This window comes from Brotonthovivens ammoniilytica, assembly GCF_025566885.1.
In the GTDB taxonomy this organism is placed as follows: domain Bacteria; phylum Bacillota; class Clostridia; order Lachnospirales; family Lachnospiraceae; genus Brotonthovivens; species Brotonthovivens ammoniilytica.
Window position 1 is genome coordinate 576,241 of sequence record NZ_JAOQJQ010000002.1, and the last position, 25,213, is coordinate 601,453.

A 25,213-nucleotide genomic window follows, 5' to 3' on the forward strand; every position below is an offset into this window, starting at 1 on the left:
TTTGAAAATGAAAAAAATTGAAAATACCGCTTTGCAGATGATTGCCGAGGCTTCCCGGTGTCCAGACTACGGCCCCGATATGGTTAAATCGCTGATGAAAAAGCTGGACATGAACGAAAAGGGCTTTGCGCTTTTGATGAATGTTGCCCCATCCACAGTGCGTCTTTGGACCAGCGGAGCTGCACAGCCTTGCGGCACAGCAAAACGCCTCATGCAGATTTATGAAACCGGTCCGGAGATTGTCGGCAAGATTGCCGGCGGGCAGCTACCGGCAGATGGGAGGGATTGATTAAATGGCGGGGACAGATAGCCAGCCGTTTGCGGAAAATGAGCAGGTCAAAGAGCTGCTTCACATGAAAGGAGGAATTTGATTGAATCAGGAACCACTACCGCAGATTCATTTGATCCGTGATACAGACTTATCCGTCTTTGCGTATGAGCTCCATATTTTTGCCGGAGATTTTCTTAGGGAATGCGAATTCAATATGCGTTCTCTGGCGACAAATACCGGGGCTGATTCCATTGCCATCATGGGGAAAAATCACATGTGGCTTTCCGACGCCTTGTTTGCTTATTGTTCTACGGCGGATCTTCATCAAATGATCTCAACAACGGAGTTTATCGGAGCGAGGGCTTTCCTGTTTCATACGGACCGCAGAGAGGGCGGTCACTTGTACGGGGATGTCCTAATGATGGATTTAGGCACGCTGCGGCAGGATATAAAAAGAAATATCCTCTATCCCTGCGGCGTCAATGTCGAACGCAAAGGTGGTTCAGCAGCTATGGTCAGCCTGAAAGAATGGACTGAAATGGAGCTTTACGAAAAAGATGCTCTGAAAAGTTGGGGATTTTCTTATGCCCCGAATCAAGTTACGGAATGGCAGTACCACTATTCCACGATGTTCAGACAGTGGATGGATCAGGCATTTCGTTATATGCCCCAGGATTTAGAAGAACGCCTGAATATGCAATATATGGAGGCAGCCCAGAACCCGGATATGGATAAGTACCGCATACCACAGGGAACGGCAAAGCAGATGCTTCTTTATGACGAAGCCCCTGTGTATCGCCTTCTTCCATCCGGTTCGGAGAAAATTGCGCCCATCGCGGCAATCTCTACGGGCTTGTGGTATGAAAATTACCGGGAGTTTGCCATTGCACCAGAGGATTTAGGCGCTTTGGACAAACTGATCCGCAGGGAAACCGACCGGCTCACAGGAAACCTCCCACAACTTTACAAAAACGAAGAACGCCGCCCTGCCCCGGAGCGATAAGAATTCTACACTGACTGGAGGTGATGAAGATTGGCAGGAGTGCATGAAGATTTCGGCGAAAAGATCGGTGGTGCGAAAAAAGACTTGTGGAAAGACCGCGGGCTGTATGCGGATGATCTGGAAGCCATGAATGAGCGCGAAGCCGAAAAATTTGTGAAAAAGGATAATGTCTGGAAAAAGCCGGACTATGCAGCCATGCTGGAGGAAGGGATTCCTCTTGGCGTGGTCTATTTTATCAAAAAAGCGAGGGACGGCTTAAACGCTTCCCCTCAGTATTACCGCACGGATGACACCCCGGAAAAACGGACTGCGAGACAAAAGGAATATATAAAAACAGTCCGGGAATTGCAGGCAGTGCTTTCAGATGTCCGTACTGTGGAGGATACTGTGAGAGCCTATGACCGCTTTTTCGTTGACAATGGATATTTAGAAAAGGTACAGGGCTGGGGAAGCGGAATCCATTACCGGGCAACGAAAAAGGGACAGGACAATCCCGTGATCACAAACAAATTGTCCAATACCATGCTGATCCGCTCGGCTGAATATTTTGAGCGCAACTTTACTCAGAAAGCAAAAAAGGAACAGTTTTGTGTTTCCAAAGAGCAGAAAATACCGAAAGGTTATGCGATCCACTTCAACGACGGGAAACATACCTATTCTAAAAATGAGGACTGGAAACCCGGTACCTACTATGTGACAAAAGGCTATTCGATCCTGCGGACCAATTTTGAGACCAAAGAAGCTGCCCTGAAATGGGTGCAGGAACTTGCCAAAGGCAGGAACAAAAACGGAAAGATCCGGTTTGTCCCTCCCCAGCTCGCCCATGTCAAACGTACCGGGCCGGATTACCGGAATGGTGTGGAGATCACCGGACAGCATTATCTTGATACCTTTGGGTTTCGCGGCGGCGAGTTTGGAAACTGGATGAACCAGAACGACCGTCAGACCTCCCTTAACATGGGATTTGAAGCACTAAAGGATCTGGCGTCAGCCCTTAAGATCAGCGATAAAGATATTGCTTATCAGGGAACGCTTGCTATCGCTTTTGGTGCAAGAGGCAGCGGCAATGCTGCGGCTCATTATGAACCTTTGCGTACAGTCATCAATCTTACGAAAATGCACGGAGCCGGTTCGCTGGCACATGAATGGTGGCATGGACTTGACGATTATCTTGGTACAAAGATGGGCGCAAAAGGGATGCTGTCAGAACAGCCCCGCCTCTATGCGCCGTTCCAAAAACTCATTGACACCATGAAGTATAAACCGGAAACACCGGAACAGGCAGCAAAGCGCACGGAAGCACAAACAGAACGCACCCGGAAAAATGCAGCAAGCTGGCTGGATTCCTCGGTTCTTGCTTCCCTGAAACGGTATGGCAATGAGGAACAGATGGAAACCTACGCAGTCTTGCGGGAAGCATTTTTGTCCGGCGAACCCGGCTCTGTGGAACAGATCAGCGCATTTAAAAAGAATGTTACCGGCCGGGTAATTCCCAAAAGTGAACGGGAACGGCTGGAAATTTTTGAGCGTATGCTTTCCGGGATGCAGGCGCAGGAAGCTCCGCAGATTGGACGGACGGAAACTGATTTTTACCGTAATTCGGTACGCATGGGAAAAGAATGTGAAAAAGACGGCGGTTATTGGGACAGCAACGTGGAAATGACAGCCAGAGCCTTTGCCTGTTATATCAAGGACAAACTGCCCTACACATCGGATTATCTGGCAGGCCATGCCGACTGTGCCCTTACCCTGGTTTCCGGTAAAGGCGGAGAAATGGAGGTATTGAAAGCCTTCCCTGTGGGGGAAGAACGCCGTGCGATCAACGCTGTTTTTGACGAGATTATTCAGGATTTGAAACGGGAACAGCTATTGACCCATGCCGATGTAACGCTTCCCCTCTCTGTTTCTGAACTTCGTGAGGCAGCGGACGGTCAGCTATCCATGTTCGGCGTCGGCCGTCCTTCCGTGATGGATCAGCTTGCGGCAAACAGACCGGCAGATAAAAAATCACCGGCACAGACGGTTTCCAGAAAAAACCATGAGCCGGAAATATAGCAGGAGGTGAACAGCATTTTGGAAGAAAACAGGGATTACCATGCCTACCGGTATGGCGACCACTTGACGCCGGGATCAGAGCTTAAAATAGAACACAGCGTAGTTTGTGAAAATGTGGACATTTCTACTCTGATCACAATGGGAACAGATAGCCTAGAAGCTATGCGCCAAGGAAGTATCGACGGGGAGCAGAAAGCCTATGAAATCGTAGTAGCTGCCGCAAAACAGTGGGAACAGCAGGCAGCGGCAACACAGACGATCAACCGGGCTTTGGAATATCTTCGTACACCGGAGATTGAACATACCGGCAACCAGTGGAAAGACACCGATAACTGGAGGGCGGATCAGAAAATCAGCAACCGGGTCTATCAGATGACCTGCAGTATTTGGGAAGATACGAAATATGACAGAGAAACCAAACAGAGTGTTCCGATTGCCTGGTATGTGACATGGGAAGTCCGTATTCATTCCCCGAAGCAGGGATATGGAGCAAAGATTGCCGGACAAAACCAGAAACGATATACAGATAAGAACGCAGCCATAAAATACCTGGATGGGCGAAAGAAAGCCTATTCCCATTTATTCACGGAAATTTCCCCGCCAATCCCGAAAGAATATGAGCACCATTTTATGGTTCACGGTACTCTTTTACCTGGCTATACGGTTGAAGGACTGGAACAGGCCAAAACGGAACATGCCGCCGCCGAGGTTTCGGAGGGCGGTATTTTTACACCCGAAAACCAGGAGAAGCCTTCCGTCCTGGGGAAGCTCTCTGTGGCAAAAACTCAGGAAAAAACGCCAACCACTCCCGGTACGGCAATGAAAAAGAAGGAGGATATACAATTATGAAAGTGTTAATGGTAGAGCCGGGCAAGTCCCCTTATGCTGCGGAGATCGAAAGTGGTCTGAAATCCTTGCAGGCGGCAGTGGGCGGAGATATTCAGGCGGTCTATCCGTATGAGGACCCGGTGGCTCTGATCTGCAATGAAGAAGGCAAGCTGATGGGGCTGCCTTTGAACCGAGCTCTCTTTGACGATGACGGTCACATCTATGATATTGTGTCCGGGAATTTTCTGATCGTTGGTCTTGGCGAGGAAAATTTTACAGACCTTTCCCCGGATCTGATGGAGAAATATGGGGAGCAATTCAAGTACCCTGAAAAATTTGCAAGGCTTGCCGGCGAGATCATTGCAGTCAAGCAGCCTGCAACCAATGAGCACCGGGAAAAACCGATGATGCACCATTCCGGCCCGGATTTGTAGAAAGAAAGGAGCCAATTATGTTAATGGCAGTAAATGAACCTTATGCCCTTATGGTGCAGCCGGACGATATTCTGATCTCTCCCCGTGAGGTAGATGAACATTTTGGGACGATGGTATGCTTTCATCCCCGCTATGCGCTGGGCGACCATCACAACCATATGGACAAAGATGACTTCCTGCGGGAAATGTATTTAGATACCGTAGGACATGATGAAGCCGGCATGAAACGCTATGAACGGATGGTAAACATTGTAAGCAGCCGTTTCCGGCATGGACCAAAGACAGAGGAACGGGCGATCGATGAAGCAATGCAGAAAGTAATTTCGGAAAAGTATCTGATGCTCCCCCTCTATCTCTACGACCACTCAGGTCTTGCCATGAGTACAGAAAGTTTCTCAGGCAGGGCTCCTCATGCAGAATGGGACAGCGGACAGGTCGGCTGGATCTATGTTTCCAAAGAAGATGCCCTAAAGGAATTTGACGCTGACAAGATGACCGGCGCCATCCGGCAGAAAGCGGACGCACTGATGCGCAGCGAAGTCGCCGCTTATGATTCCTATCTGCGTGGCGAATGTTATGGGTTTGAGCTTTATAAAAACGGGGAGCTGTCGGATAGCTGCTGGGGCTTTATGGGTAACTTTTCCGATGTGTTGAAAGATATGGCGGCATACCTCCCGGATGAGTGCAAAGGGATGGTCGATCATCTGGAGGAACAGGAACGCCCGGCTACGATCATCAAGACGCTTTTGAAACATGCTAAAATTCAGGTCGATCAGGCAGCAAAAGCCTTTGAACACGCTTCCCGACAGCAGGTTCTTGGGGAAAGCCGGTAAAAAGTTATTTCCATATTATAAATACCGATTTTATCAGAAAGGAGGATGCTCTTGCAGGAAGATCTCGAACAACGAACGGTTTCTGTTTCTATACAGGCAGCAAAACTGTCAGGGCGGGTACTGCGTGCGGCTATTACTGCGGTACTCCAAAAGATGGAACAGGAACGCACAATGCCAAAAGTCGGGCGCAACAGCATGAAGCGGCTGACTTATAAAGACCCCGGAGCCAATACCATTGAAGTTTCAGGGCGAATCCGCTCTTTTGAACGGTATGCCAGGAAACATCAGGTACGCTACCATATAGAAAAGGAACTTGGGACCGATCCCCCAAAATGGATGGTATATTTCAAGGCAAACCAGGCGGATGCACTGACGGCAGCTTTTAAGGAATATACAAAGAAAGACCTTACACGCAGCAGCAGACCGTCGCTGCTTACACAGCTTCATAAGTTCAAAGAACTGGCACAGTCGCTTGGCCGTGACCGTGTAAAGAACAAAGAACACGGAGGACCGGAACGATGAAGATCGATGCAGAAACACTGAAAAAACAGGTTATTCTCCATCTTCCGTATCTTCTGCTCCTTCTGGTATTTGCCAAGCTGGGCGAGGCGGTGCGTCTGGCTCCCGGAGCGGACGCTTCCCAAAAGCTGTTAGGACTGTCCGAAGGCTTTGCCCTTGCGTTTCAGAGTATGTGGCCGGGGGCGGCAATGGACTGGCTGATCGGTTTATGCGGTGCAGCCATTATGCGGCTGGCAGTCTATCTTAGAGGGAAAGACGCTAAGAAATACCGCAAAAATGTGGAATACGGTTCAGCTCGTTGGGGAAATAAAGCCGATATTGCCCCGTTTATGGACCCAAAGCCGGAAAACAATATCATTCTTACCCAAAGTGAAGGACTGATGTTAAAAGGAAGGCCCAAAAATCCGGCCAATGCAAGAAATAAAAATGTACTGGTAGTCGGAGGATCAGGTTCGGGAAAAACGCGCTTTTTCATCAAGCCCAATCTGATGCAAATGCACAGTTCCTACGTCGTCACCGATCCGAAAGGTACAGTCCTTGTGGAATGCGAAAAGATGTTACAGCGAGGCACGCCAAAGCTGGACAAGGACGGAAAGCCTGTGCGGAATGAAAAAGGAAAGATCATCTATGAGCCCTATAAAATACGGGTATTCAATACGATCAATTTTCAGAAAAGTATGCACTTTAACCCATTCGCCTACATTCATTCCGAGAAAGATATTTTGAAAATCGTCACGACTCTGATCTCCAATACCAAAGGCGAAGGAAAAGCCGGAGACGATTTCTGGGTCAAAGCAGAAACCCTGCTCTATACGGCACTGATCGGATATATCTACTATGAAGCCCCGGCAAACGAACAGAATTTTGCCACACTGGTAGAAATGCTGAACGCAATGGAGGTCCGTGAGGATGATGAATCGTTCAAAAATGCCGTTGACCTTCTCTTTGACGCGCTGGAACAAAAAGACCCGGATCATTTTGCCCTGCGTCAATATAAGAAATATAAGCTCGCTGCCGGAAAAACAGCAAAGTCGATCCTTATTTCCTGTGCTTCCAGACTGGCTCCTTTTGACATTAAAGAAGTCAGGGAAATTACCATGTATGACGAACTGGATCTGGATATGCTGGGGGATGAACGGACTGCTCTTTTCCTTATTATGAGTGATACGGACGGGACCTTTGCATTTTTGATCAGTCTGATCTATTCCATTTTGTTTAACCGCTTGTGCGAACGGGCAGATGATATATATGGCGGAAGGCTTCCCATCCATGTACGCTGCCTGATCGACGAGGCGGCAAATATCGGGCAGATCCCGAACCTGGAGCGTCTTATGGCGACCATCCGAAGCCGTGAGATCTCTGCCTGCCTGGTGCTGCAGGCGCAAAGCCAGCTCAAAGCCCTGTATAAAGACAACATGGACACCGTCATCGGTAACTGTGACGCCTCTCTTTTCTTAGGAGGCAAAGAAGAAACCACCTTAAAAAGCTGGAACTCCCTATTGGGGAAAGAGACCATCGACCTGTATAACACCAGTGTCACAAAGGGCAATCAGGAATCCCACGGACAAAATTTTCAAAAGCTGGGAAAGGATCTGATGTCGGTGGATGAACTGGCAGTTATGGACGGGGGCAAATGTCTGCTGCAGATCAGGGGTGTGCGGCCGTTCCTCTCCCGGAAATACGATATAACCAAACACCCAAATTACAAACTGCTTTCCGATTTTAATGAGAAGAACGCTTTTAATATCGAAAAGTTTCTTTCTACCCGGATGCCGATGCGTCCCGGTGAACGATACCGCAATTATGAAGTCACAGCCGAAGATCTGGCTTCCCAGACTTTATAGAGTTGTTCCTGCCTGTCAAAGCATGATGCCCCGGCAGGCTTTGTTTTTGTCACGATGAAAGGAGGATTTTTTGAGGATTCGTGATTCTCCCTGAAAAGTAAATAACCGCAGGATTCTTCCTGCCCCATGCCGCCGTGCTGTTTGAAACAGATTTTTTTCTAAAAACAGTGCGGCGACTTTTTTTGTTTCCGGCCTGATACGGCCATATCACAAATTAAAATTTCTGAAATTAAAGGAGGAACATTATGGCATTTTTTGCAAGCGCGATTGATACTTTGAAGATCCTTGTGATCGCCCTGGGCGCAGGTCTGGGCGCATGGGGTGTTGTAAACCTTCTCGAAGGTTACGGAAATGATAACCCAGGTGCAAAATCCCAGGGGATCAAGCAGCTTATGGCAGGCGGAGGTATCGCTCTGGTTGGTGCAACGCTGATTCCGCTGCTTTCCGGCCTGTTCGGTTAAGGGCTGATTTATGGGCAGTCTGTTTGAACGGATAACAGACTGGATTAAAGAGGGCTTGATCGATGCGATCACCGGACAGTACACCAGCATTTTCAACTCCGTCAACAATCAGGTTGCGGATGTGGCAAATCAAGTAGGACAGACCCCGCAGGGCTGGAATGGCGGCGTATTTTCCATGATCCAAAATCTTTCGGAAACTGTCGTCATTCCCATTGCGGGCATGATCCTGACCTTTGTTCTGGTGTATGAACTGATCCAGATGATTCTCGAAAAGAACAACATGCACGAATTCGATACATTCAACATCTTCAAGTGGATTTTCAAGACTTTTGTTGCCACTTACCTGCTCACCAACTGTTTTACGATTGTGATGGCGGTCTTTGATGTGGCCCAAAATGTGGTGTCGCAAAGTGCCGGTGTCATAAACGGGAACCTGGATGTGCAGGCGGCGTTGTCTGATCTGGAAACCCAGCTTGAAGCAATGGGAATGTGGGAACTGATTGGACTGTGGCTGGAAACCAACATCATCAATCTGTGTATGTGGGTACTGTCCATCGTGATCTTTGTCATTGTATATGGCCGTATGATCGAGATTTATTTAACCGTGAGCCTTGCACCGATCCCGTTTTCCACAATGGCAAACCGGGAATGGGGACAAATGGGAACCGGGTATCTGCGTTCCCTTTTTGCCCTGGGTTTTCAGGGTTTTTTGATTCTGATCTGTGTTGCCATTTATGCAGTGCTGGTCCAGTCTATCCCATCGTCCGGCGACGTGCACGGCGCGATCTGGGGAACGGCGGGTTATACGGTACTGCTGGCCTTTGCCCTGTTTAAGACAGGTTCGTTATCCAAATCCATATTTAATGCAAGATAGCATGAACAAAACCAATTCTAAAAAGGAGGATTTTATATATGAGTAAAACCAATACAGAAAAAATGGCGCCGGAGACACAGACGCCGGAAATGACAAACGGCATGAAGCTGGATGTCCGCGTGCGTCCGATCGCCCCAATGGGAAACCTGCTGGCGTTTGCCAATGTTACGATTGGCGGATGCTTTAAGATTGACGGCTTCCGTATCTGTTCCAGTGAAAAGGGGCTGTATGTCAATATGCCCGCAACCCAGGATAAGGGAGGCAACTGGAAAGATGTCTGCTGGCCGGTTACGGCAGAGTTCCGCAAACAGCTTAATGACGCTCTGATCGATGGGTATGGGCAGGCTATTGAAAATTTGCAAGCAACTCTTGAAGCAACAAAGGGAGCTGCGGAAAAACCTTCCCTGACCGGTGCATTGAAGGAAAATGCCGGTAAGGTCAAAGAACAGCCGGCCAAACCTGCCCCATCTAAGAATGAGCAGGCTCGCTAATGCCGGAAACGAAACAGTACGGCATTATCTATGCCGATCCGCCCTGGCGCTATGATAGGAAACATGGAAGCGGCGTTGCGGAGAACCATTACCCCACAATGAGCATTGAAGAAATCTGTGCCCTGCCGGTATCGGAACTTGCCGCAAAAGACAGCACCCTTTTTCTGTGGGCGACCTTCCCGCAGCTCAATGAAGCCTTCCGGGTGATCGATGCCTGGGGATTCAAATATAAAACGCTGGCTTTTCTATGGCTCAAACAGAACCGGAAAGCGGATAGCTGGTTTTATGGCATGGGCTTTTGGACCCGATCTAATGCGGAGGTCTGCCTGCTGGCAACCAGAGGCCGACCGAAACGCCAGTGTGCGGGAATCCATCAGTTTGTAATCTCCCATATTGAGCAGCACAGCAAGAAACCGGACGAGGTGCGGGATAAGATCGTAAAACTCATGGGCGATCAGCCCAGAGTGGAACTGTTTGCAAGACAAAAGACACCCGGCTGGGATGTGTGGGGCAATGAAGTGAACTGTACGCTGACTATGCCGGAGCGAAAGGGGTGATTTTGATAGAACAAGATGCAAAGCGGCTGCTTATGGAACGGCTGGACGAGTGTTTGAAGGTTCATGCGGATATGCTGGATGCACAGAACATCGGCAGCATTTACGAGTTGCAGGGACTTTCGGAACTCCACTATTATCTGAAGGTTGAGCATGTATTTACTCCGGCGGAAGTAGAGGCACTTCTTTCTTTTCAGGACCCGTTGGATGTAGCCCGATGGTGCTGGGAAGAAAATAACCATGAACACAGTTTCCCGATCTGCGATCTTCTCAAAGAAATTGATGCAGAGCAAAAATTTGAACATTTCACAAGCGAGCCTTCCGCACAGGACAAATATACGCTCCTGATGAAACGACTGGGACAGAATTACTTTGCCTACCGGGAAAGCCTTATGTCAAAGGATAAGGAATCCTTAATTGAAAAAGCTGCTGAAATTACAGCCATGCAGGAGGCGTATTCCTATCTGACAACAAAGTTTGAGTTCGGGGATGAAATGCTGGATGATGTGCTGGCGCTTGAGAATCCTTTGAAATACTTTGCAGACCGTTGGCTTTTGCCAGTTTCGGATGTGTTCGACGTGGATATGGATATTCGGGAAAATATTGCCGGAATCCGAGACAGCCAGGAATACCTGTGTCAGAGAGGACCGGCTGTTTCTGTCCTGGCACGGCTGCAAAATGCGGCTCAGGAAGTGCGGGAATGTCCGGCTGCGGAGAAAGCGGTACGCGATTTTGGTGCACGCTAATGGACCGGAAACTATATTACGATGGGAGGTGTATAGATGCCTTATGTACCTGTACCAAAGGATTTAACCAAAGTTAAGACCAAGCTGGCCTTCAATCTGACGAAGCGCCAGCTTATTTGTTTCAGCCTTGCCGGGCTTGTCGGCCTTCCGGTGTATTTCTTTACCCGCGGGGCGATCGGGAACTCGGCGGCTGTACTTTTGATGATCGGGCTGATGATGCCCTTTTTCTTCTTCGCCATGTATGAGCGTGACGGGCAGCCGGCAGAAAAGATCTTGAAGAACCGGCTCCGTTATAAGCTCTGGCCGAAGGACCGTCCATACAGGACGGATAACCTGTATAAATCTATGTCAAAGAAGGAGGTTACAAAGATTGCCAAAAAACAAGCAGCAGGAAGCTCAGGAAAAGCGTCTGCAAAAAAACATCAGGCAGGCCAAAAAGACCGGAGCCGATGCAAAGCAGGGCAAGACTAAGTCTGCCCGTTCCAAGCCGTCTAAAAAAGGCGGCTTTTTTGCCGGGCTGAAAGCAGATGCCCCGCAGACGGTCCAGCAGAGCATTCCCTACCGTGAAATGTACCGGGATGGGATCTGCCGGCTGACCGATACCCTTTACACCAAAACGGTGCAGTTTTTTGATATTAACTATCAGCTTGCACAGGCAGATGATAAAGCACAGATCTTCGAGGGTTACTGCGATTTCTTAAATTACTTCGACGCCTCGATCCATGTGCAGCTTACCTTTATCAACCAGCGGGCCAATATGCAGGATTTTACCAAAAGCATTGACATCCCTCCCCGCGGCGACGAGTATGACGGAATCCGCAAGGAATACGGGGATATGTTAAAGAACCAGTTGCAGAAAGGAAATAACGGTCTCACCAAACGCAAATACATTACCTTTGGGATCGAGGCAGATGACCTGCGTACTGCGAAAATGCGTCTGGAACGCATTGAAACGGATGTGCTGGCAAATTTCAAGACTCTGGGAGTTCAGGCGAGATCCTTAAACGGACTGGAACGTCTGGAACTTCTTCACAGCCAGCTTCACCCGGACGGCCAGGAAAAGTTTCATTTCCAGTGGTCGGATCTGCCTAAGACCGGTCTTTCTACCAAAGACTTCGTTTCCCCATCCGGGCTGTCTTTTTCAAAGGATGGAAAGACATTTCGGGTAGGCGACCATTCCGGTGCTGTCTCCTTTTTGCAGATTCTAGCGCCGGAGCTTACTGACCGGCTTTTAGCGGATCTTCTTGACTTAAACGACGCCGTGACCGTCAACCTGCATATCCAGTCTATCGACCAGGCGCAGGCGATCCGAAACATCAAGCGCAAAATGTCGGACCTGCAGAAAATGACCATTGAGGAACAAAAGAAAGCGGTCCGATCCGGGTATGACATGGACATCATTCCCACCGACCTTGCCACCTATGGAGAGGAAGCCAAAAATCTTTTGCAGGATTTGCAGAGCCGCAATGAGCGCATGTTCCTTGTGACGGTACTGGTGGAAAATATCACTGCCAAACGCCAAAAGCTGTTCAATGATATTTTTGCCGCTTCGGGTGTGGCACAGAAATACAACTGTGCCTTAAAACGGCTGGATTACCAGCAGGAACAGGGGCTTATGTCCTCGCTTGCTCTTGGTACGAACCAGATTGAAATTGAGCGCGGGCTTACGACCAGCAGCACAGCGATTTTTGTACCGTTTACGACCTGTGAACTGTTCCAGGAGGGCGAGGCGTTGTATTACGGCCTGAACGCCCTTTCCAATAACCTGATCATGGCGAACAGAAAAACGCTGAAAAACCCCAATGGGCTGTTTCTCGGTACCCCAGGAAGCGGCAAATCTTTCTCTGCCAAGCGTGAGATCGTCAATGTGTTCCTTCTGACGGAGGACGACATCATTATCGCCGACCCGGAAAATGAGTATGGGCCGCTGGTACAGCAGTTCGGTTCCCAGGGGCAGGTCATTGATATTTCCCCTACTTCCACGAACTACATCAACCCGATGGACATCAATCTGGACTATTCCGATGATGAAAACCCGATCACTTTGAAAAGTGATTTTATCCTGTCGCTGTGTGACCTTATCATCGGCGGCAAAGAAGGACTTTCCCCCATTGAAAGGACGATCATCGACCGTTGTACCAGACTGGTGTACCGGGAATACCTGCAGGACCCGTGCCCGGAAAATATGCCGATCTTAGGTGATCTTTACGAGCTGCTTTTGAAACAGTCTGAACCGGAGGCACAGAATATCGCAACGGCGCTGGAAATCTATGTCAATGGTTCCCTTAACGTGTTCAACCACCGTTCCAATATCCAGATGGATAAACACCGGGTACTGTGTTTCCAGCTTAAGTCACTGGGAAAAGCCTTAAAGGAAATCGGGCTTTTGATCATGCAGGATGCGGTGTGGAACCGTGTCACGGCCAATCGCTCCAAACATAAAACAACCTGGTTCTATATCGACGAATTCCATCTTCTTTTGAAAGGGCAGACAGGAAGTTTCAGCGTGGAGATCTGGAAACGCTTCCGTAAATGGGGCGGAATCCCATCAGGTTTAACGCAGAATGTCAAGGACCTTCTGGCTTCCCGTGAGATCGAAAATATTTTTGAGAACTCGGACTTTATCTATATGCTCAACCAGGCCCAGGGAGACCGTCAGATTTTGGCAAAGCAGTTGGGAATCTCCCCGCACCAGCTTTCGTATGTGACCCATTCCGGTCCCGGCGAGGGGCTTTTGTTCTTTGGAAATGTGATCATCCCCTTTGTGGACCACTTCCCGAAGGACACACTCTTGTACAGCGTGCTTACCACAAGACCGGATGAAGTAGCGGGGACCAAAGCGTGAGACAAAAATTAAAATGGATCGGAGGTGAGAACAATGGCACACGACAGGGAATTTCAAAGGAAGCGCAAAGATACCCGGATGCCGGTGCGTGATTCCCACGGGGAGGATCAACCGGCAGCCAGGCAGACCGAACAGGATTTTGACCTGCGCAGGGCACGGGACACCCCTTCTTCTGTCAACGGCAAGACACACAGGCAGGACATCCCTGTACAGACGGAATTTTCCCATCTGTCACCGGAAACACCGGCGTCCTTGCTGGAACAGGGCGAAGCGTATGCAAACGCTTTGGATGGTTTTTCGGAACACTTTGAGACACCGGATGCTACCAGGACAGCGCCCCCGATACAGGACAACGTGCGAAGCAATTTCCGGCAGGAGGCTTCCAAGCGTTCTTTTGTAACAGAGGATGTGACAGACCATGATACCGGAAAATATGCTCCTTCTTCCGAAGGCTCAGCCCCACCGAACGGCACAGACAGATCCGGTCAGGAACACCGTTACCGAACACACCAGCATGGGAACAAATATCAGCAGCGTTTTCAGGAAGCGGCACAGGCGGAGGAACAGGCAGCGCAGAAGGAAAAGGGTATGGATAGCGAACCGCCGAAAACATCCAAGCTGGAATTTACTGCGGATGAACTACCGCCGGAGACAAAGGATAAAAAGCTCACCCATGCAAGACGGAAGGCGGAACGGACTGCACAAAAAGCAGAGCAGGCGCAAAATCGTCTACCTGCCCGGAAGAAACTGCGCATGGAGACGGTTTCCGACCCGGAGACCGGAAAAGCCAAAAAACACTTAAAATTTGAAAAGGAGGTCAAATCCCAAAAGGTCCATGTAAAAGGACCTGTACCCCTGCGTCCGGTCAAGGCGGGCGCCAATACTGCCATTGGTTACGCTCATAAAAAGATTTATGAGGCAGAGGATGAAAATGTGGGCATCAAGGCAGCCCACCGCTCTGAACTTGTGGGCGAGGCAGGGCTTCGCACGGCATATCACCGGCATAAAACTGCCCCCTACCGAAAGGCAGCGAAATTACAGCAAAAATCAGCAAAAGCAAACGCAAGACTTGCTTACCGGCAGGCTCTTAGCGACCACCCGGAGCTGAAGAAACATGCGATTGCCCGGATATGGCAGAAACAAAAACTGAAAAGGCAGTATGCCAAGGCTGCCCGTGAAGCCGGGAAACAGGCAAAAAATGCCGCAGTCGCAACAGAGAGGGTCAGCGTCGGTATTGTCCATGCGGTCAAACGGCACCCTGTAATCTGCCTTGTCCTCCTGCTTCTCCTTTTGGTAATTTTCCTGATCACATCCCTGTTTTCCACGTTCTCCAATATCGGGACCGGCGGTTTGGGAAGTCTGGCTGCTTCTACCTATCTTGCAGATGATCAGGACATCAACCAGGCGGAGCTTACCTATACCGAATGGGAAACGGATCTGCAAATGGAAATAGACCGGGTGGAATCAGACCGCCCCGGCTATGACGAATACCGGTATAACCTGGGCGCAATCGAGCATGACCCGTATGTGCTGATGGGGTATCTGACTTCTGCTTATCAGGGATTTACTTACGATGAAGTGGAAAGCGTGCTGCGGCAGCTTTTCCAGGAACAATATACCCTGTCCTTTTCAGAAGAAACCGAGATCCGTTACCGCACCGAAACTTCCGTTGATCCGGAAACCGGGGAAGAAACCCAGAAGGAAGTGCCTTATGAATGGCGCATCTTAAATGTCAAGCTCACAGTCACACCTCTAGAAAACCTGGTCGTTTCCCGGATGAACGCAGACCAGAAAGAGATCTGCGAGATCCTGCTGCAGACAAAAGGAAACCGCCAGTATGTCAAAAATGTCTTTGGCACCAACTGGCTCCCTTATGTGACCAGTTATTACGGCTACCGGGTACATCCCATCAGTGGGGAAAAGAACTATCACACCGGTGTGGACATCGGGATGCCGGAGGGCACAGAGATCCTTGCCGGGCATGACGGAACGGTCACCCTTGCGGGAAATGCCGGCGGTTATGGCTTGTGTGTCGCTATTGAAGGCGAGGCATACGAAGGACATACCCTGACGACCAAATACGGGCACTGTTCCCAGATCCTTGTTTCTGCCGGGCAGGAGGTCAAAGCCGGGGATGTGATCGCAAAGGTCGGGAATACCGGAAATTCTACCGGGGCCCACCTGCACTTAGAAGTCCTGGTTGACGGCCAGTATTTGAATCCCCTGTATTTTGCCGGTACCGGCGATACCAGCGAACGGCACCTGCCGGAAGTTGGTTCAGGCGGCACAGGAAACTACTTCGATTATGACATTCCACCGGAAGCCCTTGCGGATGAACAGTTTGCCGCAATGATGGCCGAGGCGGAAAAATATCTTGGCTATCCGTATGTATGGGGAGGCGCAAGCCCTTCCACTTCCTTTGACTGTTCCGGCTATGTGTCCTGGGTGATCAACAACTGCGGCGTTGGCTGGAATTTCGGAAGGCTGACCGCGGATGGTCTTTTAGGTGTATGTACGCCGGTATCAAGTGCGGATGCAAAACCGGGCGACCTGATCTTCTTCCAGGGGACCTACAACACCAGCGGCGCAAGCCATGTAGGGATCTATGTGGGAAATGGAATGATGATCCACTGTGGAGACCCGATTTCTTATGCAAACATCAATACAAGCTACTGGCAGCAGCATTTTTATACATTTGGGCGTCTGCCTTAACAGATTGGAGGTAATAAATTGAATCCTAAAATTGAAAAACTGGAAAAGGAAATTGAAAAGACCAAAACAAAGATTGCGGAAATGCAGGCAAAGCTCCATAAGCTGGAGGAACAGAAAACAGAGCTGGAAAATACCGATTATGTAGCGGTGGCGCGCAGTTTCAAACTGACGCCCCAGCAGCTTGCGGATTTTTTGAAATCACAGCAGGCAGCCCCTTCGGAAACTGTTTTACCGCAGGAGAAGGAGGATGTGCATGAGGCTTAAAAAACTTTCCCTGCTGCTGGCGCTTACGCTTCTTGTAAGTGTCAGCGCATTACCTGTAACGGCTCATGCCGGCGGTTCCAAAGACACCACACCGCCAACGCTGACTGCTTCCATGGAGGGCGATGCCCTGAAAATAGAAAGCAGTGACGATCTATCCGGCGTGGAGGCGGTCTTTGTTGATGAAAACCGTATCAACTCCCTCACCGACGGGAAAGCGTCGGTCGCACTGAAAGATTATGCCGGAACAGAAAAACAGGTAAGCATATACGCAAAAGATTATGCCGGCAACCGTTCTGATGTGGTAAAGCTGGATAATCCGTATTACAAAGAACCGGCTCCTGAAAAGAAACCTGCTACGGCAGCACCCCAGAGTCCGTCCGGTACACAGACAAAACCGCCTAAGGAAGAAAAACCTTCCGGCTCAAACGCTGCAACCCCCTCCGGCGGCGGAAATTCTTCCGGTTCAGATAACAGTACCGGACAGCAGGAAAATACTTCTGCGATCCCGGAAGGTGCATTTACCCCGGAAGGCACCGGAACGGTACAGGACAACATCAGCGGTACGGATGGGGAAAAGCAGTTTTACACCATCACTACGGACGCGGGCAATGTCTTTTATCTGGTGATCGACGGGAAACGGGAAGATAACAATGTCTACTTCTTAAACGGCGTCACAGAGTCCGACCTGATGGCGCTTGCAGAAAAGAACAATGGCAGCATGAGCATGATTCCCCAGGAAGAAAGCTGCAACTGCACAGAAAAATGTGAGGCAGGAAAGGTTAATACTGGCTGTCCGGTCTGCAAAAATGACTTAAATGGCTGCAAAGGAAAAGAAAAGCCGGCGGAAACTGAAAAACCGGCAGAACCGGAAAAGCCGAAGAAAGAAACCGGCAGCGTCGGCACGATCCTGTTTATCCTTGCTGCCTTACTTGCGGTCGGCGGGATCGGTTACTATGTAAAAATCGTGCGTCCGAAACAGCAGGCCGAGGACGATGCGGAATTTGAGGATGACGGTTATGGCGAAGGCTTTGACCCGGATGAGGCATACGGGGAACCGGAATATCTTTCCGAGGATGATTTTGACGACAAGGACAGCAAATAAGGCTGTCCTTTTAGATTTTATGAAAGTGAGGATTTTTTCATGGAACATATCATAACCAGACGCCGCGGCTTTCGCAAGCTGTTGGCGTTTTTGCTTTGTATGGCAAGCATTTTGGGGCTTCTTCCGGCTCAGGCTTTTGCCATGTCTGTCGGACAGACGGCAAGCTCCTGGCTGGGCGACCAGTATGTGGGCTCTGATGGGAACCACTACCGTGCCCCGGCGCCTTACACCTATCTTGCCTACCATGCAGACGGAACCATCGATGTACACACCAGTTCCGGGGGCAATGCTTACCGGCACTATATGCTGACGGATTCTGACGGGATCAGCCACCAGGTTTACTGTGTGGAGAGCGGGATTCCTTACCATACTTCGGAAAATACCTATGTTTCGGAAAGCGGGACCAACAGCCAATACCTGAACCTGCTTCCTGCCGAGGCAAGGAGGGGGATCACCCTGACTGCGATCTATGGCTGGAAACCCGGTGCGGCGCTCCCTGTTTCCGGAATCAACGAGGATGACTATAAGATGGCAACCCAGATCATCCTTTGGGAATACCAGCAGCAGCTTAGAAGCGATCCGTACAACCGCCACGGAAACGGCCACGCAGATGGTGACCAGTATTTCAGCGTGATCGCCGGACGACCGGCTGAAAAAGCCTATGACTGGATTCTGGCACAGGTCGCTTCCCATTCCACAGTCCCTTCCTTTACTTCTTCTAAGAAAAGCGAAGCACCGGAACTGGAACTGAAATGGGATGTAGAAAAAAAGGTCTATACCCTGACGGTCACAGATACCAACAACTTGAAGATCGACCTGGAGGCTTTGAAAGGCAGCGGCGTTTCTGTGACAAGAAACGGAAATGAATACACCTTTACCAGCAGGCAGATGATGATGGATCCGGTGCTGTTTGAATTCCGAAAGAATATCCCGGTGGCAAATGACATGCTGATCTGGGGCAGACCAGGCTACCAGACCATGATGACCGGCGCCAGCGATCCGGTTTCCTTCTTTGTAAAGATCAAAACGGAAACTTACGGTACTGCAAAACTTGTCAAGACCAGTGAGGACGGCATTGTTTCCGGTATCACCTTCCATATTTCCGGTACGGACATTTTGGGAAATGAAGTCAATGAGGAAGTCACGACCGGAGAAAACGGCCAGATTGAAAAGAAGCTCCTGCCGGGAACCTATCTGGTAAAAGAGCTGCCGGTGGACCGCTATGTGACCCCTTCCGCACAGTACGTGACCATTGAAAGCGGGCAAACTTCTTCGGTACATTTCAGCAATATCCTGAAGAAGTTCCGCGTCCATGTGGTAAAGAGCGACGCTGATACCGGAAATGCCCAGGGGGACGCCACGCTTGCAGGGGCGACCTATGGGATCTTCCGTGATGGCGAACTGATCGACACTTATACTACCGGGCCGGATGGCAGCTTTATGACTCGCTATTATGTGTGCGGGGATAGCTGGACGATCCGGGAGATCGAACCGAGCACCGGGTATCTTCTGAATGAAACCGTTTATGAAGTGGGTGCATCCCCTTCCCTGTATGAAGTGGAACTCAATACCACAGAAAATCAGGTGACGGAAACGGTTATTTACGGAAATATCCAGCTTGTCAAGCACACCGATGACCTGGACCCGGATGTGCCTGAGGGCGAAAATACCGACGATCCCAATGCCGGTATCATCGAACGCCCGGAAGCAGGCGCAGTCTTTGAAATTTACTTAAAGGCAGCCGGAAGCTATGACGCGGCAAAGGAAAGTGAACGCGACCTTCTTACCACGGATGCGGATGGTTTTGCTTCCAGTAAACCGCTTCCGTATGGGCATTATACGGTCCATCAAATCGCAGGCGAGGAAGGCAAAGCCTTTGTCCCGGACTTTACGGTATTCATTTCCTCTGACGGAAAGACTTACAGCTATATCCTGAACAACCGCACCATCACAGCCCGTCTGAAAGTTGAAAAATGTGACGCAGAGACCGGAAAGATTATCCCTGTGACCGGAACCGGTTTTCAGATCAAGGATCTTTCCACCGGGGAATTTATCACCCAGACCGTCTACTATCCGAACCCGGAAACACTGGATACCTTCTATGTTTCTGACGAGGGCTGGCTGATGCTGCCGGAGCCTTTGGCCGCCGGGGATTATGAACTTTATGAGGTAGCTGCTCCTTACGGCTATGTGCTTTCCGACCAGCCGGTACCGTTTACCATTGACGGCAGCGAGGCGGTTGTGACGGTCACGCAGTACAATATGCCGCAGAAAGGCCAGCTTACCATCACAAAGACCGGAGAAGTATTTGCTTCTGTCCAGGAAAACGACGGACTGTACCAACCGGTATATGAGGTTGCCGGACTTCCCGGAGCGGTCTATGATGTGATCGCAGATGAAGATATTTATACCGGTGACGGTACCTTGCGGGCAGCAAAAGATACGGTTGTGGAAACACTTACGACCGGCGAGGACGGTTCAGCAAAAAGCGGGCCCCTTTATCTCGGCCGTTACCGGCTGGAGGAACGTCAGGCTCCTTCCGGCTGTGTGCTGAATCCTCAACCGGAATATGTGGAACTGACCTATGCGGGTGAGACCGTAGAGGTTACACAGACAGCGGCCGGTCTTTATGACGAACGCCAGAAAGTGGATGTCACACTTTTCAAGGCAATGGAGACCGATGACCTGTTCGGTCTTGGCATGAACGAGGAATATAAGGATATTTCCTTTGGACTTTATGCTTCCGCAGACCTGACGGCGACAGATGGCAGCGTGATCCCGGCAGGTGGACTTCTGGAAGTGGTCTCTGTTTCGTCTGTGGAATCCGGCGGTTACAGCGCTTCCTTCGCTTCCGACCTGCCTTTTGGCAGCTATTATGTCAAGGAACGCACAACCAACGGCGCCTATATCCTTTCGGATCAGGAATATCCGGTTGTCTTTGAGTATGCTGGTCAGGAAACCGCCCTGGTACAGATCCTTGTCAATGAAGGCGAGGCTGTTTCCAATGAACTTCTCCGTGGGCGTGTAGACGGTGTAAAAGTCGGGGAAAACCCGGAAGGCGGCGAGGATGTCACGCTTGCCGGTGCGCTCATGGGTCTGTTTAGACCTGATACCGAAGAATTTACTGAAGAAAATGCGCTGCTTACTGCTATTACCGGAAAAGACGGCAGTTTTTCCTTTGAGAACATTCCTTACGGACACTGGATCGTCAAGGAGATCTCTGCCCCTGACCTTTATACGGTAAGCCCGCAGCAGCACCATGTATATATCGGTGCAGACGGACAGCATATCGAGATCCGTGTGGAAAACACCCTGATCCGCGGCAGTGTTCAGGTAACCAAAACCGAAGCTGTGGAGGAACCTTCCCCTGTGGAAAAGGAGGATAAGAAAGACAAGAATTCTTTCCTGCGCTTCCTGTCCGGTGCAGTGTTTGACCTGTATGCGGATTCCAACGCCAACCAGGAATATGATCCTGACGATCAAAAGATCGGTACGCTGAAAGAAACCGATGCAGGCTATCATACGGCGGAAAACCTTCTGGCTGGCGGCTACTTTATCAAAGAAAGCAAAGCGCCGGAGGGCTATCAGCCTGACTCAAACGCTTACTATTTTTCCATCACAGAAGATGGACAGGTCGCAGTTGTGGAAAATGGAGAAGCCGGGCACGGATTTACCAATGAGGCTTACCGCGGCAACTTAAAGATCACAAAGGATTCCAGCGACGGGCGCAAAGATGGTTTTGCCATCGAGGTTAAGAGTGCGGACGGCTCCTACTGCGAGACATTCACCACTCCAAAATCCGGCGTGATTGAAGTTAAGGGCCTTCGTGTCGGTATTTATACCGTAACAGAAGTTGCAAACCGGGCAAGCAAGGATTACATCATTCCTGATGCCGCTACGGTGGAGATCAAGGCAGATCAGACATCTACGGTCCAGTTCTTTAATGAAAAACCGGAAAAGCCGGATAACCCAAAGAACCCGGAAAAGCCTTCTGTTCCCTCCAATCCTTCCACCCCTCAAAAGCCGGTACCGCAGACCGGGGATGATCCGTATATTTTCCTGTATGGCGGACTGCTGGCAGCCGCACTGATCGGCGGCAGCGTATTTGCTGTGTATTATTTCAAAAAGGGAAAATACAGCAGGACTTCCCTGAAAAGAACGGCTGTCGGGGTTTCTGTCCTTTCACTCTGCGTTCTGGTGGCTCTTGGCAGCGGTTTTTTGGTGTTCCGTGACTTGAACCAGTATGCTGAGAGTAAAGATGCCTATCGAGATCTTGCCGGATATGTGGAAGTACCGGAGCAGACAGCTTCCCCGGAGTCGGCACCCGATCCGACAGAACCAAAACGGGACGATACCGATATTGTCCTGCCTTCGGTAGACTTTGAAACGCTCCGTGAAAATGGACCGGACATCATCGGATGGCTTTCCCTTCCTGATACGGTGCTCAATTATCCGGTAACGCAGACCGACAACAACGAATATTACCTGAACCATCTTTATGACGGAACCTATAACAAGGTTGGCTGCCTGTTTGCCGATTATGAAAACCGGGCAGATTTTTCAGACCGCAATACGATCATTTATGGTCATAATATGCGGGATGGTTCCATGTTTGCGCTGCTGAACCGGTACGATGAACAAAGTTACTTTGATGCTCACAGGCAGATGTATCTCGTTACTCCGAAGGGTGGTTATGTCATGGAGATCTTTGCGGCTTTTGCAGCAAAGCCGGAAGAATCCGGCAGTGAAACTTCTCCCTGGCAGCTTTCCTGGAAGGATGACGGTGCTTATACTACCTGGCTTACAGCTATGAAGGAACGTTCTGCGGTGGAAAGTGATGTGACTGTGACCTGCAGCGATAAGGTACTGACCCTTTCTACCTGTACGCCGGGCGGCACAGGACGCTTCCTTGTCATGGGAAAACTCGTGAAAGTAGATAACGAAATATAGATTTTAGACGGTGCGGGGGCAAAAGCTCCCGCACCTGCTGTTTACAAGGAGGATTTTATTTTATGGTAAATACCATTATTTCCATTCCCGGCTATGTCCATCTTTACCGCTCACTTTTGCGGTTTTACGACATGCCGGAAAATGAAGTCCGGGAAATGCTCTATCTTCTGAATACGGCAAACCTGGACTGCTACGAGTATTATCACCCGGACCGCAGTGTGATCCAGAGCGGACCGGTCGCTTTTTGCGGATGGCTGGAAACGAAAGACTGCCGCCCTTACCGCACAGAGGTACAGCTTTACAAGTCGCTGCTGTTTTTGAAGCGCAGCATTGACCGTGACCTGATCGTATCAGCTCAGAGGGAGGCTCTGCAAACCCTGCGCTGTATCATCTCCAATCTGGAATACCGCTTTTATAAAGCCTATGGCATGGAGATCGAGGACAAACGCACGGTCTATGGGGAATGTACCTACCGTCTGGTTCCAAGGGAGGACGAACCCAGCGTGTGCCTGATGCACGACTGGATCTACCTGCCGAGTGCTTAAAATGTCCCGAATAATACACAATATTCGGGACAAAATAAGAATACGATAGTTCCCATCTCCTGATATAAAATTTGAAACTGATGTATAAATTCTGTTCTATGTGGAATACTATTGCTAAAACTCTTGAAGCCTATTGAAAATTTGTCCCGAATAATATATAATATTCGGGACAAAAGGAGGTGAGCAATATGGCAAATGGCTATTCCAAACAGATTCAGGAGCAGATAAAAGCAGCGGCGGAAGGAACTATTTTCATCAGTTCTGATTTTGCGGATATTGCCGATACGGAAACCATAAGACGGAACTTAAACCGGCTTACACAGGCAGGTATGCTTCGCCGCATTTTGAAAGGTGTTTATGAAAAACCAAAATATAGCAAACTTCTGGATGAATATGTGGCGGCAGACCCGGAAGCGGTGGCGAACGCATTGGCACGAAGTTATCACTGGACGATTGCCCCATGTGGGAATACAGCATTGAACCTGTTAGGTCTTTCAACACAGGTAACAGCAGTATGGTCCTATATCAGCGATGGTCCATATAAGACCTACGAGTGGAACTCTACAAAGCTGGAATTTAAGCACCGGACCAATAAGGAGATTACCGGATTGTCCTATATGACAAGTTTGGTTATACAGGCATTAAAAACGCTTGGCAAATCGAATGTTACGCCAGAAGTCATACAGATGCTTTCCGAAAAACTGACAGACAAGGATAAACAGGCTTGTTTGAAGGAAGCAACAGAGTCTACGGATTGGGTTTACGATACGATACGACAGATTTGTGGAGGTGAAAAGGTACAATGAGAAATATAGCAAGACTTTCAGATAACGACCGCAGGGAGCTGTTCAGAAATACAGCAGATAAAATGGGACTGAATGATGCCATCGTAGAAAAAGACTTTTGGGTATGTTTTACGCTGGATTATTTATTTCACCGCTCACCATGGAAAGAGTCCATCACCTTTAAGGGAGGTACCAGCCTTTCAAAAGCCTTTCACCTGATCAGCCGGTTTTCAGAAGATATTGATTTGATTCTGGACTGGCGTGTATTGGGATATGGCAAAGATGAACCATGGGAGAAACGTTCCAATACAAAACAGGATGCTTTTAACAAAGAAGCCAATGCGCGTGCGGAGGTATTTCTGTCCGAAACATTCTGCCCGGCAGTCAAAGCCGGCTTATCCCAGGAAATCGGTTGTGAAGCAAATGTCTACATAGATGAAAAGGATAAACAGACGGTCATTTTCGCCTATCCGCACCTTTTTACAAATACGGCGACCTTACAGGTGATCCGTTTAGAGATTGGTGCGCTGGCAGCGTGGACTCCTGCAAAAACAGCGCAGATCGAACCTTACGCGGCAAAATATTATCCGAAGATTTTTGAGCAAAAAGAAACTGCAATCCTTACCGTTGCCCCGGAACGGACCTTCTGGGAAAAAGCCACAATCCTGCACCATGAAGCGAACAGACCGGAACATTTGGAAATGCCGCAGCGGTATTCCAGACATTATTATGATCTCTACCGCATGGCTGCAACACCGGTTAAAGAAGCTGCTTTTTCCAGGCTTGACCTCCTGAAGAAAGTTGTAGATTTCAAAATGAAATTCTATCCCAGATCATGGGCGAAGTACCCGGAGGCTGTGCCGGGCACATTAAAATTACTCCCGCCGGAATATCGGTTTGCAGCATTGGAAGCGGACTATAACTCTATGCAGGATATGTTGTATGGGGATGTTCCGACATTTGAGACAGTCATAGCAGCGGTCCAGGAACTGGAAAAAGAGATCAATACACTATAAACAATTACATATCCATTTATTTGCCGGCTATTCTAAGATGCTTTAGAATAGCCGGTTTCTTGTTTTCAAAGGAGGGATGCT

The 25,213-nt window shown here is 49.4% G+C and carries 22 protein-coding genes; all 22 read left to right on the forward strand.

The window, feature by feature from the left end; genetic code table 11:
• The first annotated feature begins 7 nt into the window (after nucleotides 1-7).
• The 22 genes from OCV88_RS07155 to OCV88_RS07260 all read left to right on the forward strand — a co-directional run bounded on the left by OCV88_RS07155 (nucleotide 8) and on the right by OCV88_RS07260 (nucleotide 25,132).
• Nucleotides 8-289 (forward strand): helix-turn-helix domain-containing protein, encoded by a 282-nt coding sequence (locus OCV88_RS07155; protein WP_005361060.1) that lies wholly within the window; start codon nucleotides 8-10, stop codon nucleotides 287-289.
• Nucleotides 290-371: 82 nt separating this feature from the next.
• Nucleotides 372-1,274 (forward strand): hypothetical protein, encoded by a 903-nt coding sequence (locus OCV88_RS07160; RefSeq protein ID WP_158424847.1) that lies wholly within the window; start codon nucleotides 372-374, stop codon nucleotides 1,272-1,274.
• A gap of 126 nt (nucleotides 1,275-1,400) precedes the next feature.
• A complete protein-coding gene (locus OCV88_RS07165; protein WP_262591002.1) occupies nucleotides 1,401-3,329 on the forward strand; it encodes an LPD1 domain-containing protein in 1,929 nt (642 codons plus the stop codon).
• Nucleotides 3,330-3,347: 18 nt separating this feature from the next.
• Nucleotides 3,348-4,178, forward strand: a complete 831-nt coding sequence (locus OCV88_RS07170) for a hypothetical protein (RefSeq protein ID WP_025580367.1) — start codon at nucleotides 3,348-3,350, stop codon at nucleotides 4,176-4,178.
• On the forward strand, nucleotides 4,175-4,591 hold the full coding sequence (locus OCV88_RS07175) for a DUF3846 domain-containing protein (protein WP_005361068.1): 417 nt from the start codon (nucleotides 4,175-4,177) through the stop codon (nucleotides 4,589-4,591). Before OCV88_RS07170 ends, OCV88_RS07175 begins: the two co-directional genes overlap by 4 nt.
• 17 nt (nucleotides 4,592-4,608) lie before the next feature.
• The gene (locus OCV88_RS07180) at nucleotides 4,609-5,424 is read left to right on the forward strand and encodes a hypothetical protein (RefSeq protein WP_005361071.1); all 816 of its coding nucleotides are present in this window, start codon (nucleotides 4,609-4,611) and stop codon (nucleotides 5,422-5,424) included.
• Nucleotides 5,425-5,469: 45 nt separating this feature from the next.
• Nucleotides 5,470-5,946, forward strand: coding sequence for a PcfB family protein (locus tag OCV88_RS07185; RefSeq protein ID WP_243269680.1), 477 nt, complete (start codon nucleotides 5,470-5,472; stop codon nucleotides 5,944-5,946).
• The gene (locus OCV88_RS07190) at nucleotides 5,943-7,787 is read left to right on the forward strand and encodes a VirD4-like conjugal transfer protein, CD1115 family (protein ID WP_158424850.1); all 1,845 of its coding nucleotides are present in this window, start codon (nucleotides 5,943-5,945) and stop codon (nucleotides 7,785-7,787) included. The genes OCV88_RS07185 and OCV88_RS07190 overlap by 4 nt, the downstream gene beginning before the upstream one ends.
• A 245-nt stretch (nucleotides 7,788-8,032) precedes the next feature.
• Nucleotides 8,033-8,248, forward strand: a complete 216-nt coding sequence (locus OCV88_RS07195; protein ID WP_005361081.1) for a Maff2 family mobile element protein — start codon at nucleotides 8,033-8,035, stop codon at nucleotides 8,246-8,248.
• Nucleotides 8,249-8,258: 10 nt separating this feature from the next.
• Nucleotides 8,259-9,122, forward strand: a complete 864-nt coding sequence (locus tag OCV88_RS07200; RefSeq protein WP_015542956.1) for a VirB6/TrbL-like conjugal transfer protein, CD1112 family — start codon at nucleotides 8,259-8,261, stop codon at nucleotides 9,120-9,122.
• A gap of 38 nt (nucleotides 9,123-9,160) precedes the next feature.
• The gene (locus OCV88_RS07205; RefSeq protein ID WP_015542955.1) at nucleotides 9,161-9,613 is read left to right on the forward strand and encodes a SpoVG family protein; all 453 of its coding nucleotides are present in this window, start codon (nucleotides 9,161-9,163) and stop codon (nucleotides 9,611-9,613) included.
• Nucleotides 9,613-10,170 carry an MT-A70 family methyltransferase gene (locus OCV88_RS07210; protein ID WP_015542954.1) on the forward strand — a complete coding sequence of 186 codons (558 nt, stop codon included), beginning with the start codon at nucleotides 9,613-9,615 and terminating at the stop codon, nucleotides 10,168-10,170. Before OCV88_RS07205 ends, OCV88_RS07210 begins: the two co-directional genes overlap by 1 nt.
• A 2-nt stretch (nucleotides 10,171-10,172) precedes the next feature.
• A complete protein-coding gene (locus OCV88_RS07215) occupies nucleotides 10,173-10,913 on the forward strand; it encodes a hypothetical protein (RefSeq protein WP_216880893.1) in 741 nt (246 codons plus the stop codon).
• 36 nt (nucleotides 10,914-10,949) lie between these two features.
• The gene (locus OCV88_RS07220; RefSeq protein ID WP_158424851.1) at nucleotides 10,950-11,384 is read left to right on the forward strand and encodes a PrgI family protein; all 435 of its coding nucleotides are present in this window, start codon (nucleotides 10,950-10,952) and stop codon (nucleotides 11,382-11,384) included.
• Complete coding sequence (locus tag OCV88_RS07225; protein WP_373158104.1) at nucleotides 11,323-13,758, forward strand: VirB4-like conjugal transfer ATPase, CD1110 family; 2,436 nt, start codon at nucleotides 11,323-11,325, stop codon at nucleotides 13,756-13,758. The genes OCV88_RS07220 and OCV88_RS07225 overlap by 62 nt, the downstream gene beginning before the upstream one ends.
• 33 nt (nucleotides 13,759-13,791) lie before the next feature.
• Entirely contained in the window at nucleotides 13,792-16,470 is a 2,679-nt protein-coding gene (locus OCV88_RS07230) for a CD1108 family mobile element protein (RefSeq protein ID WP_158424852.1), read from the forward strand.
• 18 nt (nucleotides 16,471-16,488) lie between these two features.
• Complete coding sequence (locus OCV88_RS07235) at nucleotides 16,489-16,734, forward strand: DUF4315 family protein (protein WP_025577937.1); 246 nt, start codon at nucleotides 16,489-16,491, stop codon at nucleotides 16,732-16,734.
• Complete coding sequence (locus OCV88_RS07240) at nucleotides 16,724-17,836, forward strand: DUF4366 domain-containing protein (protein ID WP_055156909.1); 1,113 nt, start codon at nucleotides 16,724-16,726, stop codon at nucleotides 17,834-17,836. The genes OCV88_RS07235 and OCV88_RS07240 overlap by 11 nt, the downstream gene beginning before the upstream one ends.
• Before the next feature lie 39 nt (nucleotides 17,837-17,875).
• A complete protein-coding gene (srtB, locus tag OCV88_RS07245) occupies nucleotides 17,876-22,786 on the forward strand; it encodes a class B sortase (protein ID WP_158424853.1) in 4,911 nt (1,636 codons plus the stop codon).
• Between the two features lie 62 nt (nucleotides 22,787-22,848).
• Entirely contained in the window at nucleotides 22,849-23,331 is a 483-nt protein-coding gene (locus tag OCV88_RS07250; RefSeq protein ID WP_025577932.1) for a hypothetical protein, read from the forward strand.
• 188 nt (nucleotides 23,332-23,519) lie between these two features.
• The gene (locus OCV88_RS07255) at nucleotides 23,520-24,137 is read left to right on the forward strand and encodes a DUF6088 family protein (RefSeq protein ID WP_025577929.1); all 618 of its coding nucleotides are present in this window, start codon (nucleotides 23,520-23,522) and stop codon (nucleotides 24,135-24,137) included.
• Nucleotides 24,134-25,132, forward strand: a complete 999-nt coding sequence (locus tag OCV88_RS07260) for a nucleotidyl transferase AbiEii/AbiGii toxin family protein (protein ID WP_025577928.1) — start codon at nucleotides 24,134-24,136, stop codon at nucleotides 25,130-25,132. Before OCV88_RS07255 ends, OCV88_RS07260 begins: the two co-directional genes overlap by 4 nt.
• The last annotated feature ends 81 nt before the right edge of the window (nucleotides 25,133-25,213 follow it).

Bases quoted from the DNA above. Each gene is read 5' to 3' on its own strand.
- OCV88_RS07220 (WP_158424851.1), top strand. From the start codon at position 10,950: ATGCCTTATGTACCTGTACCAAAGGATTTAACCAAAGTTAAGACCAAG.
- OCV88_RS07175 (WP_005361068.1), top strand. From the start codon at position 4,175: ATGAAAGTGTTAATGGTAGAGCCGGGCAAGTCCCCTTATGCTGCGGAG.
- OCV88_RS07210 (WP_015542954.1), top strand. From the start codon at position 9,613: ATGCCGGAAACGAAACAGTACGGCATTATCTATGCCGATCCGCCCTGG.
- OCV88_RS07180 (WP_005361071.1), top strand. From the start codon at position 4,609: ATGTTAATGGCAGTAAATGAACCTTATGCCCTTATGGTGCAGCCGGAC.
- OCV88_RS07250 (WP_025577932.1), top strand. From the start codon at position 22,849: ATGGTAAATACCATTATTTCCATTCCCGGCTATGTCCATCTTTACCGC.
- OCV88_RS07195 (WP_005361081.1), top strand. From the start codon at position 8,033: ATGGCATTTTTTGCAAGCGCGATTGATACTTTGAAGATCCTTGTGATC.
- srtB (WP_158424853.1), top strand. From the start codon at position 17,876: ATGGAACATATCATAACCAGACGCCGCGGCTTTCGCAAGCTGTTGGCG.
- OCV88_RS07165 (WP_262591002.1), top strand. From the start codon at position 1,401: ATGAATGAGCGCGAAGCCGAAAAATTTGTGAAAAAGGATAATGTCTGG.
- OCV88_RS07200 (WP_015542956.1), top strand. From the start codon at position 8,259: ATGGGCAGTCTGTTTGAACGGATAACAGACTGGATTAAAGAGGGCTTG.
- OCV88_RS07205 (WP_015542955.1), top strand. From the start codon at position 9,161: ATGAGTAAAACCAATACAGAAAAAATGGCGCCGGAGACACAGACGCCG.
- OCV88_RS07230 (WP_158424852.1), top strand. From the start codon at position 13,792: ATGGCACACGACAGGGAATTTCAAAGGAAGCGCAAAGATACCCGGATG.
- OCV88_RS07255 (WP_025577929.1), top strand. From the start codon at position 23,520: ATGGCAAATGGCTATTCCAAACAGATTCAGGAGCAGATAAAAGCAGCG.
- OCV88_RS07260 (WP_025577928.1), top strand. From the start codon at position 24,134: ATGAGAAATATAGCAAGACTTTCAGATAACGACCGCAGGGAGCTGTTC.
- OCV88_RS07185 (WP_243269680.1), top strand. From the start codon at position 5,470: ATGCTCTTGCAGGAAGATCTCGAACAACGAACGGTTTCTGTTTCTATA.
- OCV88_RS07155 (WP_005361060.1), top strand. From the start codon at position 8: ATGAAAAAAATTGAAAATACCGCTTTGCAGATGATTGCCGAGGCTTCC.
- OCV88_RS07190 (WP_158424850.1), top strand. From the start codon at position 5,943: ATGAAGATCGATGCAGAAACACTGAAAAAACAGGTTATTCTCCATCTT.
- OCV88_RS07240 (WP_055156909.1), top strand. From the start codon at position 16,724: ATGAGGCTTAAAAAACTTTCCCTGCTGCTGGCGCTTACGCTTCTTGTA.